We start from the raw sequence: 14,502 nt of genomic DNA, 5'->3' as shown, positions 1-14,502 counted from the left end.
GACAGCGAGGCCTTTTTTTTGGCTGCATGAATTGTACAAACGAGGCACAATGCAGATCCCCGTATCTGGTTCTCAAAACGTATTTAGGGGTGTTCCACGTGGAACAAGACATAAAAAAACGCCCCGTAGGGCGTTTTATATGAACTGGAATTAACAGTTAAGATTGCAACAACCCAATATCTGCCACATTAAGAAATGCTTGGTGGAGCTTACTTAACAGAGCTAGTCGGTTATGTTTAACCTTCTCGTCGTCGGCATTCACCATTACATTGTCAAAGAATGCATCGATAGGTGCGCGTAGTGTAGCCAGCTCCTCTAGAACCGCTTTGTAGCCGTCTGAGCTGTCTTTTTGAAGGCTAGATAGTGCATCGAATAGCTCTTGCTCTTGAGGCTCTTGAAACAGCGCCTGAGAGATACTCAAGGTACTTAAGTCTGCTTCCGACTTCGACAAGATGTTACCGACACGCTTATTCGCTGCTGCAAGCGACTCAGCCACGTCGTTAGCCTTAAACGTCTGAACTGCTTTAACACGTTGATCAAAGTCCAATGGTACTAATGGACGACGCGCAAGAACCGCTTGAATAACGTCTACCGATATCCCTTGTTCCTGATACGAGGTACGGAAACGACCAAGAAGGAAATTGACAATCTCGTCCTGAATATCTTCGCTAACTTCAATGACACCTTTGTAGCTTTCTACGCTAGCTGATACGAGTTGGTCCAACCCTACATGAAGTTCCTTTTCGACAAGAATGCGGAGTAGGCCGATAGCAGCTCTGCGCAGCGCAAACGGGTCTTTATCGCCCTTAGGTGTTTGACCAATTCCGAATATACCTACCAACGTATCAAGTTTATCTGCTATTGCTACCGCAGCACCCTCTAGTGTGGAGGGTAATTCGTCACCTGCAAAACGAGGACGATATTGAGCTTCAATAGCAAGGCCTACGCCCTCAGCTTCACCATCGTTGTTGGCGTAATGCATCCCCATTACACCTTGAACTTCCGGGAATTCTGAAACCATGTCTGAGACCAGGTCGGCTTTTGCTAGTAAGCCTGCGCGGCTTGAAACTTCGACGTTCGCGTTAATGAGGTTTGCTACCTTGCCTGCAACCAACTCCAACCGGCGAGCTTTATCGCCTACAGTGCCTAACTTCTTCTGGAATAGCACGCTATCTAAGCGGGTAAGCCTAGAAGCGAGCGTAGACTTCTTATCTGTCTCATAAAAGAATTGCGCGTCGGCTAAGCGAGGACGAATAACCTTTTCGTTACCTGAAATAACTGCGCTAGGATTGCTAGACTCAATATTGGAAATGAAAACAAACTTTGCGTGAAGCTTGCCGCTGTTATCAACAAGTGGGAAGTAGCGCTGGTCATCCTTCATGGTGTAAATGAGTGCTTCTTTAGGAACATCAAGAAACGACTCGTCAAAGGAAGCCTCGAGTGCGACCGGGAATTCTACGAGTGCGGTTACTTCGTCGATTAAGTCCTCGTCCCAAACTGGTGATAGGTTAGCTGCTCCAGTAAGGGCCAGAGTTCTATCTACGACCATTTTGCGACGTTTCGCGAAGCTCGCGATAACGTTATTCTTCGTTAGGCTATCTTCGTACTGGACTGCATCGCTAATCTCTACAGTTGGCTCACCATGAAAGCGGTGGCCGAGTACTACGTTGCTAGCCTGAATGCCAAACAACGACATTGGAACTACTTCATGGTCAAGCATTACGGTAAGGTGCTTGAGGGGACGGATAAATGCGTGTGAACCTTCACCCCAACGCATCATTTTAGGTACAGGCAAAGACTTCGCTGCCTTCTCTACAAAGCTAGGTAATAGCTTGGAAATCGACTGGCCCTCAACTCGTGCGTTATAAACCAACCACTCGCCTTTATCTGTCGCCAAACGACCAGCCTGATCTACCTCGATACCCTGACCACGAGCCCAACCTAAAGCTGCTTTAGTTGGGTTGCCGTCCTGGTCAAATGCTGCGCTTATTGCAGGACCTTTACGCTCAACGTCTTCGTCTGGTTGTTTTACCAATACGTTATGAACCAGCACGCCCAGGCGACGCGGAGTTGCAAAGCTTTCTACGCTACCATCATTGTCCTGGTCTAGAAGGTTAGCTTGTTGCAGCTGGGTAACAATACTGTCTGTAAAGCTTTCACTTAATTTTTTAAGTGCCTTTGGTGGAAGCTCTTCTGTGCTTAGTTCGATAAGCAGATTGCGTGTTTCTATAGTCATTATTTTGCCTCCTGCTTATCAATTTTTGTTTTTGATTCCGGTGCTAACGGAAACCCTAACGCCTCGCGAGCTGCATAATATGCCTCGGCACACCCTTTAGCTAGGGTGCGAACACGCAGAATATAACGCTGGCGTTCGGTTACGGAAATGGCATGGCGGGCATCTAATAAATTGAATGCATGTGACGCACGCATAACTTGCTCGTACGCAGGTAGAGGGAGGTTGTGTGAAAGTAAGTGCTCACATTCCTTTTCCGCAGAATCAAATCGTGCGAACAATACATCTACGTCTGCATGCTCAAAGTTGTAGGTCGACTGCTCAACTTCGTTTTGGTGAAATACATCGCCATACTTAATTACACCGCGTGGACCGTCTGTCCAAACCAGGTCGTAAATGCTGTCCACACCTTGAATATACATTGCTAAGCGTTCAAGCCCGTAGGTGATCTCGCCAGCTACAGGGCGGCACTCTAACCCACCAACTTGCTGGAAGTAGGTGAACTGAGTAACTTCCATACCGTTTAACCACACTTCCCAACCTAATCCCCATGCGCCTAGGGTCGGTGATTCCCAATTGTCCTCTACAAACCGAATGTCGTGCTCTAATGGGTCGAAACCAAGCATCTTTAAGCTTTCAAGATATAGCTCTTGAATGTTGTCTGGTGAAGGTTTCATTAGCACTTGGAATTGATAATAGTGCTGAAGTCGGTTCGGGTTCTCGCCATAACGACCGTCTGTAGGGCGTCGGCAAGGCTGCACATAAGCGAAGCTTGCTGGCTCAGGACCTATTGAACGTAAGAACGTCATCGGGTGAAAGGTTCCTGCACCCACTTCCATATCAAGGGGTTGCACAACCGCACAGCCATGCTGCGCCCAAAAGTCTTGTAGGGCTAATATGAGCCCTTGAAACGTTTTTACGTCGAATTTTTCCATGGGAGAACTCTCAAATTCATTCGGTATAGAGGTAATGATTCAAAACTGTGCGATTATACCCCGACATGGCACTATATTTACAGGCTCTAGGCCAAATCAGACACTAAAACGAAAAGGCGATACACGCGTATGGCAGCAATCAACGATGGAAAAGAAAGATGCCCATGGTGCGGTGATGCGGAAGACTATGTGCATTACCATGACACAGTGTGGGGTGTGCCGGAATACGACAGCCAACAACTCTTTGCTAAGCTCTGCTTAGACGGTCAGCAGGCAGGTCTTTCCTGGATAACTATATTGCGAAAGCAAAAAGCCTATGAAGAAGCGTTTTTAGGGTTCAACCCTCATAAACTCTCAGCTATCACAGATAATGAGCGCTTAGCGTTCATTGAGAAGCAGATGGGCAATGCTGGAATCGTACGTAACCGCCTTAAGATTGAATCTATTTTCAGAAACGCCGATGCCTTTGTAAAACTAGAGCGCGAGGGCGTTAATTTCTCAAATTACCTGTGGGGCTTCGTAGGTGGTGAGCCGCGTGTAAATGCTTTTGCGAGTATGTCAGATGTGCCGGCTGAAACCGACGAGTCTAAAGCTATGTCGAAAGCTTTGAAAAAAGCCGGCTTCAACTTCGTTGGGCCGACTATTTGTTATGCCTTTATGCAAGCCGTGGGTATGGTGAATGACCACTTAACCACCTGCTTTCGGTATCCTAACGAATAAACCTAACTGATTTGATCTGTTGATTTGTGTGCACGGGACTGAATACCCGCCACTGCGCCAAGCCATGCTAGAATGGCTGCAAACAGAAGTAGGAGTCGTATTAGATGAACATTGAACGTGTAGATTATGCCAACGAAAAACATGCTAGCGCGTTGCTAGATATGTTGAACCATTACGCCGAAGACCCGATGGGTGGTGGCGAGAGCCTGTCTGCGGCAACAAAGGCAAAACTAATTTCAGAAATGGCGAAACGGGACACCGTGTTTAGCTTCTTAGCCTGGAATGACGACGGTGAAGCTATCGGCATTGTAAATTGTGTAGAGGGCTTTTCTACGTTCGCAGCAAAACCTCTGTGTAACGTGCACGACATTGCTGTGCGTGAGGGTTACCGAGGCCAGGGCATTGCACAAAAGCTGTTTGATGCAGTGAAGGCAGAAGCGGCTAGTCGAGGTTGCTGTAAATTGACGTTAGAAGTGCTTTCTGGAAATGAGCCTGCACGATTGTCTTACAAAAAATACGGATTTAAGCCTTATGAACTCGACCCTGAAATGGGCCAAGCTGAGTTTTGGGAACTTAAGATTTAACCCTTCTGTATAAGGTACTGGTAAGGAGTCTCCTGGGTCATTTGTGACAGTAGCTCGTGTTCCATAAAGGTACAAAAAGCGGGTATATCTCGTGTTGTTGCTGGGTCATCAGCAATAACCAGTAATGTTTCACCAGAGTCCATCTTGCGAATTTTTCCGCGAATCAGCATAACGGGCTCGGGACAACGAAGTCCAAGGGTGTCTAGCTCGTGATCGGCACTACCAATGCGGTTCATAGGAATCTCAACTCGGGGTTCGTTAACGGACTTATTCAAAGACTTCTAGTAACGAAGCGCTTTGATAACGAAATATAGCAAATAAAAAAGGCGGCACAACACTTGTGCCGCCTTTTTCTTAGAGGAAAACAGTTATACGCGTTCGTATACTGTTGCGATACCCTGACCTAGACCAATACACATGGTCGCTAAGCCTAATTTCGCATCTTTTTGCTCCATCAGGTTAATTAGCGTGGTACTGATACGTGCGCCAGAACAACCTAGAGGGTGTCCTAAGGCGATTGCACCTCCGTGCAGGTTCACTTGGTCCATCTTGTCTTCAATCTTCAAGCCTTTGAGAACGGCTAATGCTTGCGCCGCGAAAGCTTCGTTGAGTTCAAACAAGTCGATGTCGTTAATATCTACACCAGCACGTTTTAGCGCTTTCTGGGTGGCTGGTACTGGTCCGTAACCCATGATTGACGGATCGCAACCGGCAATGGCCATGCCGCGAATTTTAACTCGTGGTTTCAACCCAAGCTCTTTCGCTTTGTCTGCTGACATAACAAGCGTTGCCGCCGCACCGTCAGAAATCGCAGAAGAAGTTCCCGCTGTTACGGTACCATTCGCAGGGTCAAATACAGGGCGAAGCGCTGCAAGTGTTTCTGCGGTGGTTTCCGGACGAATAACTTCGTCGTGGTAAATCTTCTTCAATACGCCTTGCTCGTCGTGACCGAAAATAGGATAAATTTCGTTGTCGAATTCACCATTTACGGTTGCTTGGTGGGACAGGCGATGGGAGCGCGCGCCGAACTCGTCTTGTTCTTCACGGCTAATACCAAACTTCTTGCCGAGTAACTCGGCGGTTAAACCCATTGAGCCAGCTGCCTTAGCTACAGAGCGGTTCATACCAGGGTGGAAGTCTACCCCGTGCATCATAGGAACGTGTCCCATGTGCTCTACACCACCCGCGATAAAGATATCACCGTTTCCGGTTTGAATCGCACGAGTAGCGTCGTGAATCGCTTGCATTGAAGACCCGCACAAGCGGTTTACGGTAACCGCACCTACGTGGTGAGGGATACCGGCGACCAATGCGCTGTTACGCGCTACATTAAAGCCCTGTTCTAAGGTTTGTTGAACACAACCCCAGTAAATGTCTTCTAGGTCGTCTGCGCTTACTTCAGGGTTTCTTTCTAGCAAACCTTTCATCAAAGCTGCAGATAAGTCTTCAGCGCGAACGTTGCGAAATGCTCCACCTTTAGAACGACCCATTGGGGTTCTGATTGCATCTACAATAACGACGTCTTTCATAACATTCTCCGTTCGCAATTAGCTTTTGAAGTAAGTGCCGCCAGCTGCTGCTTTTTCACGCAGGCCGTCAGTCACTTCATAAATTTCACCTAGATGAGCATACTTGTCTGCAAGTTCTACAAACTTCTGCAAGCCAAGTGTTTCTAGGTAACGGAAAGCACCACCTCTAAATGGAGGGAAGCCTAAGCCGTAAATCAATGCGATATCCGCTTCTTCAGCCGAATCAACAATGCCTTCTTCCAAGCAGCGAACCATTTCGTTCACCATTGGAATCATGCAGCGCGCAATAATCTCGTCTGCTTCTGCTGCATTTGGCTTCTCGCCAATAACTTCGTAAACGTCTTCTGCAACTTCTTTAGTTGGTCTGCCACGTTTGTCTACGCCATAAACATAGAAGCCTTTACCGTTCTTCTGGCCATAACGCTTCGCAGCTGCAAGCTTGGCAATAGCGCCGTCGTCGTCGCGAGGCATACGTGTTGGGAAGCCTGCTGCCATAACGTCGGTTGCGTGGTCTGCCGTATCTAGACCAACCACGTCGCACAAGTATGCAGGACCCATAGGCCAACCAAACTGCTTCTCCATCACCTTATCGATACCTGGGAAATCAATTCCGTCGTCTAGCAACTTGCTGAAACCAGCGAAGTAAGGGAACAACACGCGGTTAACTAGGAAACCCGGGCAGTCGTTCACTACAATCGGTGTTTTACCCATTTGCAACGCATATGCAGTTACCGCAGAAATTGTTTCGTCGGTGGTGTGCTTACCACGAATAATTTCCACCAATGGCATTTTGTGCACTGGGTTGAAGAAGTGCATACCACAGAAACGTGATGGGTCTTCCAAGCTTTGTGCAAGCTGGTTAATTGAAATAGTTGAAGTATTCGAGGTAAGAATTGCATTCTCACCGACTACTTTCTCTACTTCAGAAAGCACAGACGCTTTAACTTTTGGATTTTCGACAACAGCTTCTACAACAATGTCTACGTTCTCTAGTTCGTCGTTGTGAAGTGTTGGTGTAATGCTGGTAAGCGTTGATGCCATTTTCTTAGCGTCAACTTTACCGCGTTGCATGCCTTTACCAAGAATTTTAGATGCTTCTTGCAAGCCCAGATCGAGCGCGTCTTGACGAATGTCTTTCATGACAACCGGTACGCCTTTCACAGCTGACTGGTAAGCGATACCGCCACCCATGATGCCTGCGCCGAGTACACCAGCGCGGTTCAATTTAATCTCAGAACCTTTAGCTAGTTTCTTGCTCTTGCCCTTAACAACTTGGTCTGCAAGGAAAATACCTACCTGTGCGCGGCAAGCGTCGGTTTGCGTAAGCTTAACGAAAAGCTCGTTTTCAATAAGCAAGGCGCCTTCCCGTGCTTCACCTGCGCCACGCTCAACAACTTCTACCGCAGCATGAGGAGAAGGGTAGTGCTTGCCTGCTTTCGCGAAGACCATGCCTTTAGCTGTGCTGAAGGTCATCAAACGTTCTGTGTCGTTTGCTTTTAGCGCTTCAAGCTTAGGCTGACGGGCTGCTTTCCAGTCTAATTCGCCAGCAATTGCGTCGCGTACCATCGCAAGAGCTGCATTTTTCAAGTTTTCCGCGTCGACTACAGCGTCTACTAAGCCAATAGCTAGAGCTTTCTGAGGCTTGTAGTTCATACCTGTAGTAATGGCTTCAAGTGCGTTGTCTGGACCTACTAGGCGTGGCATACGTACCGTTCCACCAAAGCCTGGAATAAGCCCCAATTTAACTTCAGGAAGACCTATCATGGCGGTGTTGTCTGCAACACGGAAGTCACACGCCAAGATAGTTTCACAACCACCGCCCAGCGCGAAGCCGTTAACTGCAGCTACGCTTGGGAATGGTAAATCTTCTAATTTGTCGAATACTCGAGATGCTTTGTGCACCCAAGTTTTCGTGGTTTCAACGTTTGCAAACAACGTTAAAAACTCTGTAATGTCTGCGCCAACAATAAATGTTGATTTCGCGCTTGTTAGAATAAGCCCTTTAACTTCAGAGCTTTGGCTTAAAGCGTCTAAAGCGTCGCTGAACTGATTCAATGTGTTTTCATCAAACTTGTTCACGGAACCCGGTGCGTCGAATACGAGCTCAGCAATGCCTGGCTCGATAATGTCAACACGTAGGTTTTCACCTTGGTAAATCATCTTAGGTCTCCTGAAATGCGAACAGAAAAACTGTCAACAAATACTTATTTCGCTTGAGTTGTTGCCATACTGTGGTACAAGAGTATGGCAAACAGATGGCAGTAATCATCCCACAATGCGAAAAGAAATTAAACAGGTGTTTAAAAAACCGCGCAATAAGCGCCAACAACTCTTAAGCATAACGTGTTCAAGCCGATTGATCACGAATATCGCGTCTGTGTGTCTACTCTTATTAGCGGCTCACCCCTTGCAGGCGCAAAACACTCAACTTCCACCTTCTATGCCGTTAGAGCAGCAACGCGAGCTGTTTTTAGAAACCGAGGACGCTATTGAGTCGCGACGTTTCAGAGAGGCTCGCGAAGGTATGGAGCAATTACAAGGTTATGCGCTTTATCCATACCTAGAAGCGGACTATTTAGAGCAGAATTTAAGTTACGCAAACGAAAGCGTGATTGCAGAGTTTTTAAGTCAATATGAAGGAACACCTGTCGACAACGGGTTAAGGTATCAGTGGTTAAATTTCTTAGCCAACAACAATGACGAAGAGCGATTTCTAACCTATTACCAAGGAAGCTCTAGCAGCCGCTTGCAATGCACGTATTTAGATTTTCTCTGGAAGACAACGGACAACCTTGCAGTTTTATGGCCTCAAGTTGCAAACCAGTGGGTTAGTGCGGAGTCGCAACCACGTAATTGTGACCCCGTATTTGCCGCATGGGAAAATGCCGGTCAGCGAACGGAAGCGTTAGTGTGGGAACGATTAGTGCTAGCGTTGAATGCCCGAGAGTGGGGTTTAGCTCGATATTTAACTCGGCAATTACCGCAGAATTCACGCTATTTGGGCGAGTTATACCGTCGGGTGGAGGTAAACCCGCTGACCCTTATGCGCTTTGCTGACTTCCCTAACAACGACCCCCGTGAACAAGACATTGTTGTAGCCGGAATGAAACGTCTGATTTGGCGTGACACCGATAAAGCTGCAGAAGCATGGCAGCATTTCCAAACCATATTCCCGTTTGCACCAGAAACTCAATGGGACATGAGCGAGCGATTTGGCATTACTTTAGCCGTCAGAAATGAAGAGGGCGCATTAACGTGGTTTAACCGTGTCCCTGCTTCTAAACTCTCTGAGTCGGGCTTGCAGTGGTTTTTGGCGTCTTTATTGCGTGCTGAGCGATTCGATCATGTTGTTATGTTTATTAATAGCTTACCTGCAGAGCAGCAAGAAAAGGCACAATGGCAGTATTGGCGAGGCCGTGCGTTAGCGGAGCTAGACTTTCATGAAGACAGCGAGGCAGTGTGGCAGGTGCTGGCGCAAGAGCGTAACTATTACGGTTTCTTGGCAAGCGCTCAACTCGGTATCGCCCCAAGCTTAGCGCATGTTCCGTTAACTTATGAACCTTCGGCAATGGCTACGCTAAAAGAGCAACCCTCGGTAAAACGCGCTTTTGAGTTATTTGCTATTGGGCGCTCACTACAAGCACGCCGCGAATGGAATATGCTGGGGTACCGTGGTACTTACGACGAGCAGGTTCTCAGTAGTATCGCTGCTCATGAGGCTGGTTGGCATGACCAAGCTATCTTTGGACTCGCCCACACCGGGCAATTCAATGACGTAGAGAAACGTTTTCCATTGGCATATATGTCACTTATCTCAAGTCATGCGAATAGTCACGACTTAGACCCTGCATGGGTTTTTGCATTAGCGCGGAGAGAAAGCGCATTTAGACCAGATGCAATTTCTAGGGTGGGAGCTCGTGGGTTGCTGCAAGTGATGCCTGATACCGCTAATTATGTCAGCCGCAGAACGCCCGGTCCGAATTTAGGACGTGTGTCGAATTATCGGTTAATGCAGCCAGAAGAGAATGTGAAAATAGCAACACGTTATATGTCTGACCTTATGCGTAGGACAGGGAATCATTGGGTTATTGCAACAGCTGCGTATAATGCAGGACTAAACCGAGTAGAAGAGTGGTTACCCGAGTCGCCGATGCCTTTCGACATTTGGGTTGAAACCATACCTTATGAAGAAACGCGTGATTACGTGAAAAATGTTTTGGCCTACCAGCAGATATATACGAACCTGCTCGGAAAAGATGCTAACGTGTTGTCTTCGTTAGTGAATACTCACATGGTTGCAGACGACAGTTAAGCAAAGGTACTGGAAAAATAAAATGGATTATCAGTCTCTTTATCCGGCCCATATAAAAGAACTTAAACAGCGCTCTGATCGTCTTTGCGAGCGCGAGCAAATAGATATGCTGGCCATTCATGCGGGCCAGCACAAACGTTTGTTTATGGACGATATGGAGTATCCGTTTAAGGCAAACCCATACTTTAAGGCTTGGTGTCCGTTTACTCAGTTGCCGCATAGTTGGGTGCTTCTCTCGCCAGCTAAAGACAAGCCGGTTTTGGTTATTTTGCACTCAGACGAATTCTGGGTTGAGCAGCCTGATTTAGATAATGCGCCATGGATGTCGATGTTCCATGTGGAACTGATCTCTCGCCCCGACGAAGTAGACAAGTTACTGCCGTATGACAAGAAAAACACGGTATACCTTGGTGAGCATATTGAAGTAGCGCAAGCCTTAGGATTTCTGCAGTTTAACCCAGAGCCCGTAACTAGCTTTCTAAATTACCACCGCGCTTTGAAAACCGACTATGAGTTAAATTGCATTCGCAGAGCCAATGAAATAGGTATTCGCGGACATCGAGCGGTTGCACAGGCATGGCAAGACGGTGAGAGCGAATTTGACTGTTTACTTGCGTATATGAAAGCCACTCAACAAGGTGAAAACGAAGTTCCGTACAACCATATTATTGGTCAAAACGAACATGCGGCTATCCTGCATTACCGTGGTAAGTCCCGGAAAAGTCTAGAGCAGGGCTTTCACCGTAGTTTAATGATTGATGCTGGCGCCGATTGGAATGGTTATGCTTCGGACATAAGCAGAACCTACGCAGGTAAAGACGCAAGCGAAGAGTTTGTAGAATTAATAGTGGCGATTGACCAAATTACGCAGGCCATTGCGCAAGAGGTAAGACCCGGCATGAGCTTTGGAGATATTCAGCATAAAGCTCAACTTCAAATCTCTCAGCTCCTTTTCGCCTTCGGCTTTTGCTCACTCGATCCTGAAGAAATGGTTAAACGAAAGATAAGCCAAGTGTTTATGCCACATGGCATTGGTCATTTACTGGGTTTACAGGTTCATGATGTGGGCAGTAACTTAGGTGACGAACGCGGAACAGTGGTGCCTGCCCCTGAGCAATTTCCAACCCTCAAGTCCACGCGCACCTTCGAGCCTAAAATGGTGTTTACTATAGAACCAGGTCTATATTTTATAGATGTACTGCTTAACCGCCTGCAAGACTCAGAAAATGGCAAACACATGAATTGGAAGCGCATTGCAGAGTTTAAACCATATGGTGGCATTCGAGTGGAAGATAATATTGTTCTGCATCGGGACCGCAACGAAAACATCACGCGTGAATTGGGTCTGAATTAATGCAAATTCGTACCATACTCAGAATGCTTGGCTTATTGGTGGGTATTTTCAGCTTCACCCTATTACCACCAGCGGTTATCGCTTACTTCTATGAAGACGGCGGTGGTTGGGCGTTTAGCTCGGCCTTTTTGCTCAGCCTAGTGGTTGGGTTTTTAATGTGGTTTGCCAACCGAGATTATCGAAGTGAACTGAAGACCCGAGAAGGGTTTATTATTGTGGTGATGTTCTGGGTGGTGCTTGGTACGGTGGGGGCAATTCCGTTCTGGATGCCAGACGACTACACGCTAACCTTTACCGACGCTATGTTTGAGTCGTTCTCTGCCTTAACAACGACAGGGGCAACCGTACTTACAGGTATCGAAGAGTTACCTCACTCTTACCGTTTCTACCGCCAGCAACTGCAATGGATGGGCGGTATGGGAATCATTGTACTTGCCGTGGCGATACTACCGTTATTAGGCATTGGTGGGCTTCAGCTATATCGGGCTGAAACTCCAGGGCCAATGAAAGACAAAAAGCTTACGCCGAGAATTGCTGATACCGCGAAGCAGCTTTGGTATATCTATCTAAGTATGACCGTTGCGTGTGCTGTAGCGCTCTGGCTTGCAGGTATGAGACCGTTCGACGCAATTGGTCATGCGTTTTCTACCGTGGCCATTGGAGGGTTCTCTACTCACGACGCTAGTATCGGATATTTTAATAGCTGGGTTATTGACTTAATTATTGTTTTCTTCCTACTACTTGCTGCGGTTAATTTCTCGCTCCATTTCGCGGCATATAGAGGCAAAAGCATAAAAACATATTGGCGAGATCCGGAATTCAAAGCTTTGATAGGCATTCAAGGTATTCTTATGCTTATTACCGTTTTAACGCTGTGGTGGAAATCTGATCTGTCCGTAAGCAGTGCCTGGATAGACGGTATATTCCAGTCTGTGTCGATTAGCACCACCGCTGGCTTTACCACCACCGACTACACCTTATTCCCTCTGTTTTTGCCTATCTTACTTATTTTCTCGAGCTTCATTGGGGGAAGCGCAGGTTCTACCGGTGGTGGCTTGAAAGTCATTCGTGTTGCACTGCTATATCGCCAAGGTAAGCGCGAGATCAATCGTCTGATTCATCCAAAAGGTACATTTACGGTGAAGTGGGGAAAGCGTGCTTTACCCGATAGAGTGGTGCAGGCTGTTTGGGGCTTTTTCGCTGCCTACGCATTAATCTTCGTAGTGCTGATGCTCGGTTTTATTGCAACCGGGTTAGACGATTACTCAGCGTTCGGTGCTACCGTGGCCACATTGAATAACTTGGGTCCAGGTTTAGGTGAGGTGGCCAGTAACTTCCAAAGCGTAAGTGACGGTGGTAAGTGGATAGCCATTATCGCCATGATGTTTGGCCGACTAGAGGTGTTTACGCTCTTGGTATTGTTCACACCTACATTCTGGAAGCACTAGAAATATAGTGCTCCAGGTGTGAATAGCTGCTCGATTTCTTCGACGTACTTCTTGTCGACGAGGAACAATATAACGTGGTCGTCGTCTTGAATAACGATGTCGTCGTGTGCAATCAGCACTTCATTGCCGCGCACCAACGCCCCCACGGTTGTTCCCGGCGGCAAGCTTAGCTCTCTAATTTCTTTCCCGACTACTTTTGAAGTGCTTTCGTCGCCTTTCGCTATAAGTTCGATAGCTTCTGCAGCACCTTTACGTAATGAGTAGTCGTTCACGAAGAAGTCACGGCGAATATGTCGCAATAATGCTGAAACCGTAGCTTGTTGTGGTGAAATAGCGATGTCGATATCGCCACCTTGAACAAGGTCTACGTACGCATTGCGCTGAATAAGTACTAGCGTTTTCCCCACGCCCATACGTTTGGCCAGCATCGCCGACATGATATTCGCTTCGTCGTCGTTGGTAACCGCTATAAACACATCTATTTCTTCAATGCGCTCGTCGCTTAATAACTTCTGGTCTGCTGCATCACCTTGCAATACCAAGGTGCTTTCCAGCTCGGAGCTTAATTCCTCGGCACGTTGTTGGCTGAGTTCCACCAATTTTACCCGATGGGTTTTTTCTAGCGCACGCGCTAAACCTGAGCCAACATGACCGCCACCTACAATCATTACGCGCTTGTAACGTTGCTCTAAAGGTTGCAGTTCTTCCATAACCACTCGAATGTGGCGGGTGTCAGCAACGAAGAATACCTCGTCGTCGGCTTCGATAATGGTTGTGCCTAATGGCTTAATGGCATGCCCTTGGCGAAATATTGCAGCAACGCGAGCGTCGATATTCGGAATATGGTCGCGCAAAGTGGAAATAGCTCGTCCAACCAACTTTCCGCCGTAGCATGCCTTCAAGCCCACCAAACTGACTAAGCCTTCTGCAAACTCAATAACCTGCAGAGCTCCGGGGTAATCGATCAGGCGTTTAATGTAATTCGTAACCAGTTGCTCGGGTGCAATAACGTGGTCTACGGGCATTTGGTCTTTGTGGAATAGCGTGTCGGCATAACGAATATATTCTGGTGAGCGAATTCGTGCGATTTTGCGATAAACCTTAAACACGCTGTGCGCTACTTGGCATGCAATCATGTTTACTTCATCTGCACTACTTACGGCTACCAATAGGTCAGCGTCTTCTGCGCCCGCACGTCTTAAAATGTCTGGATGAGCGCCGTTACCTTCAATGACGTTGAGGTCGTAGTGATCTTGAAGCTCATTTAGAAAAGCCGGGTTCTGGTCGATGACAGTAATTTCATTGCGCCCAGACACTAAACTTTGCGCTAATGTTGTTCCGACCTGACCTGCACCGACAATAATGATTTTCATGTTAAAACCGACTT

Annotated in this window: 11 protein-coding genes; 5 read left to right on the top strand and 6 right to left on the bottom strand. The window is 47.3% G+C overall.

The window, feature by feature from the left end; all coding sequences use genetic code 11:
- Positions 1–157: 157 nt before the first annotated feature.
- Both glyS and glyQ read right to left on the bottom strand, forming a co-directional pair.
- Positions 158–2,230 carry a glycine--tRNA ligase subunit beta gene (gene glyS / locus DQX04_RS09040; RefSeq protein ID WP_207801104.1) on the bottom strand — a complete coding sequence of 691 codons (2,073 nt, stop codon included), beginning with the start codon at positions 2,228–2,230 and terminating at the stop codon, positions 158–160.
- Positions 2,231–2,235: 5 nt separating this feature from the next.
- Positions 2,236–3,168 carry a glycine--tRNA ligase subunit alpha gene (gene glyQ / locus DQX04_RS09035; protein WP_111915555.1) on the bottom strand — a complete coding sequence of 311 codons (933 nt, stop codon included), beginning with the start codon at positions 3,166–3,168 and terminating at the stop codon, positions 2,236–2,238.
- A 129-nt stretch (positions 3,169–3,297) separates the two neighbouring features.
- Here glyQ and DQX04_RS09030 point away from each other — a divergent pair, with 129 nt between their 5' ends.
- Entirely contained in the window at positions 3,298–3,888 is a 591-nt protein-coding gene (locus tag DQX04_RS09030; protein WP_111915554.1) for a DNA-3-methyladenine glycosylase I, read from the top strand.
- Positions 3,889–3,992: 104 nt separating this feature from the next.
- Positions 3,993–4,472: a GNAT family N-acetyltransferase gene (locus DQX04_RS09025; protein WP_111915553.1), complete on the top strand. Its 480-nt coding sequence runs from the start codon at positions 3,993–3,995 to the stop codon at positions 4,470–4,472.
- On the opposite strand, the gene tusA is transcribed toward DQX04_RS09025, so the two are convergent.
- The 3 genes from tusA to fadB all read right to left on the bottom strand — a co-directional run bounded on the left by tusA (position 4,469) and on the right by fadB (position 8,161).
- Positions 4,469–4,708 carry a sulfurtransferase TusA gene (tusA, locus tag DQX04_RS09020; protein WP_111915552.1) on the bottom strand — a complete coding sequence of 80 codons (240 nt, stop codon included), beginning with the start codon at positions 4,706–4,708 and terminating at the stop codon, positions 4,469–4,471. The genes DQX04_RS09025 and tusA overlap by 4 nt on opposite strands.
- Positions 4,709–4,840: 132 nt before the next feature.
- A complete protein-coding gene (gene fadA, locus DQX04_RS09015; RefSeq protein ID WP_111915551.1) occupies positions 4,841–6,001 on the bottom strand; it encodes an acetyl-CoA C-acyltransferase FadA in 1,161 nt (386 codons plus the stop codon).
- A gap of 18 nt (positions 6,002–6,019) precedes the next feature.
- Positions 6,020–8,161, bottom strand: a complete 2,142-nt coding sequence (gene fadB / locus DQX04_RS09010; protein WP_111915550.1) for a fatty acid oxidation complex subunit alpha FadB — start codon at positions 8,159–8,161, stop codon at positions 6,020–6,022.
- A gap of 247 nt (positions 8,162–8,408) precedes the next feature.
- On the opposite strand from fadB, the gene DQX04_RS09005 reads away from it, so the two are divergent.
- The 3 genes from DQX04_RS09005 to DQX04_RS08995 are packed head-to-tail and all read left to right on the top strand — an operon-like array spanning position 8,409 to position 13,115.
- Positions 8,409–10,313, top strand: coding sequence for a transglycosylase SLT domain-containing protein (locus DQX04_RS09005; protein WP_165831975.1), 1,905 nt, complete (start codon positions 8,409–8,411; stop codon positions 10,311–10,313).
- Between the two features lie 22 nt (positions 10,314–10,335).
- Positions 10,336–11,667 carry a Xaa-Pro dipeptidase gene (gene pepQ / locus DQX04_RS09000; RefSeq protein ID WP_111915548.1) on the top strand — a complete coding sequence of 444 codons (1,332 nt, stop codon included), beginning with the start codon at positions 10,336–10,338 and terminating at the stop codon, positions 11,665–11,667.
- Positions 11,667–13,115, top strand: coding sequence for a TrkH family potassium uptake protein (locus tag DQX04_RS08995; RefSeq protein WP_111915547.1), 1,449 nt, complete (start codon positions 11,667–11,669; stop codon positions 13,113–13,115). The genes pepQ and DQX04_RS08995 overlap by 1 nt, the downstream gene beginning before the upstream one ends.
- On the opposite strand, the gene trkA is transcribed toward DQX04_RS08995, so the two are convergent.
- Positions 13,112–14,488, bottom strand: coding sequence for a Trk system potassium transporter TrkA (gene trkA / locus DQX04_RS08990; protein ID WP_111915546.1), 1,377 nt, complete (start codon positions 14,486–14,488; stop codon positions 13,112–13,114). The genes DQX04_RS08995 and trkA overlap by 4 nt on opposite strands.
- Between the last annotated feature and the right edge of the window lie 14 nt (positions 14,489–14,502).

It is taken from the genome of Aliidiomarina sp. B3213, from assembly GCF_003290085.1.
Classification (GTDB): Bacteria; Pseudomonadota; Gammaproteobacteria; order Enterobacterales; family Alteromonadaceae; genus Aliidiomarina.
Note: the sequence above shows the minus strand (reverse complement) of the source record. Positions and strands in the feature narration are given on the sequence as shown.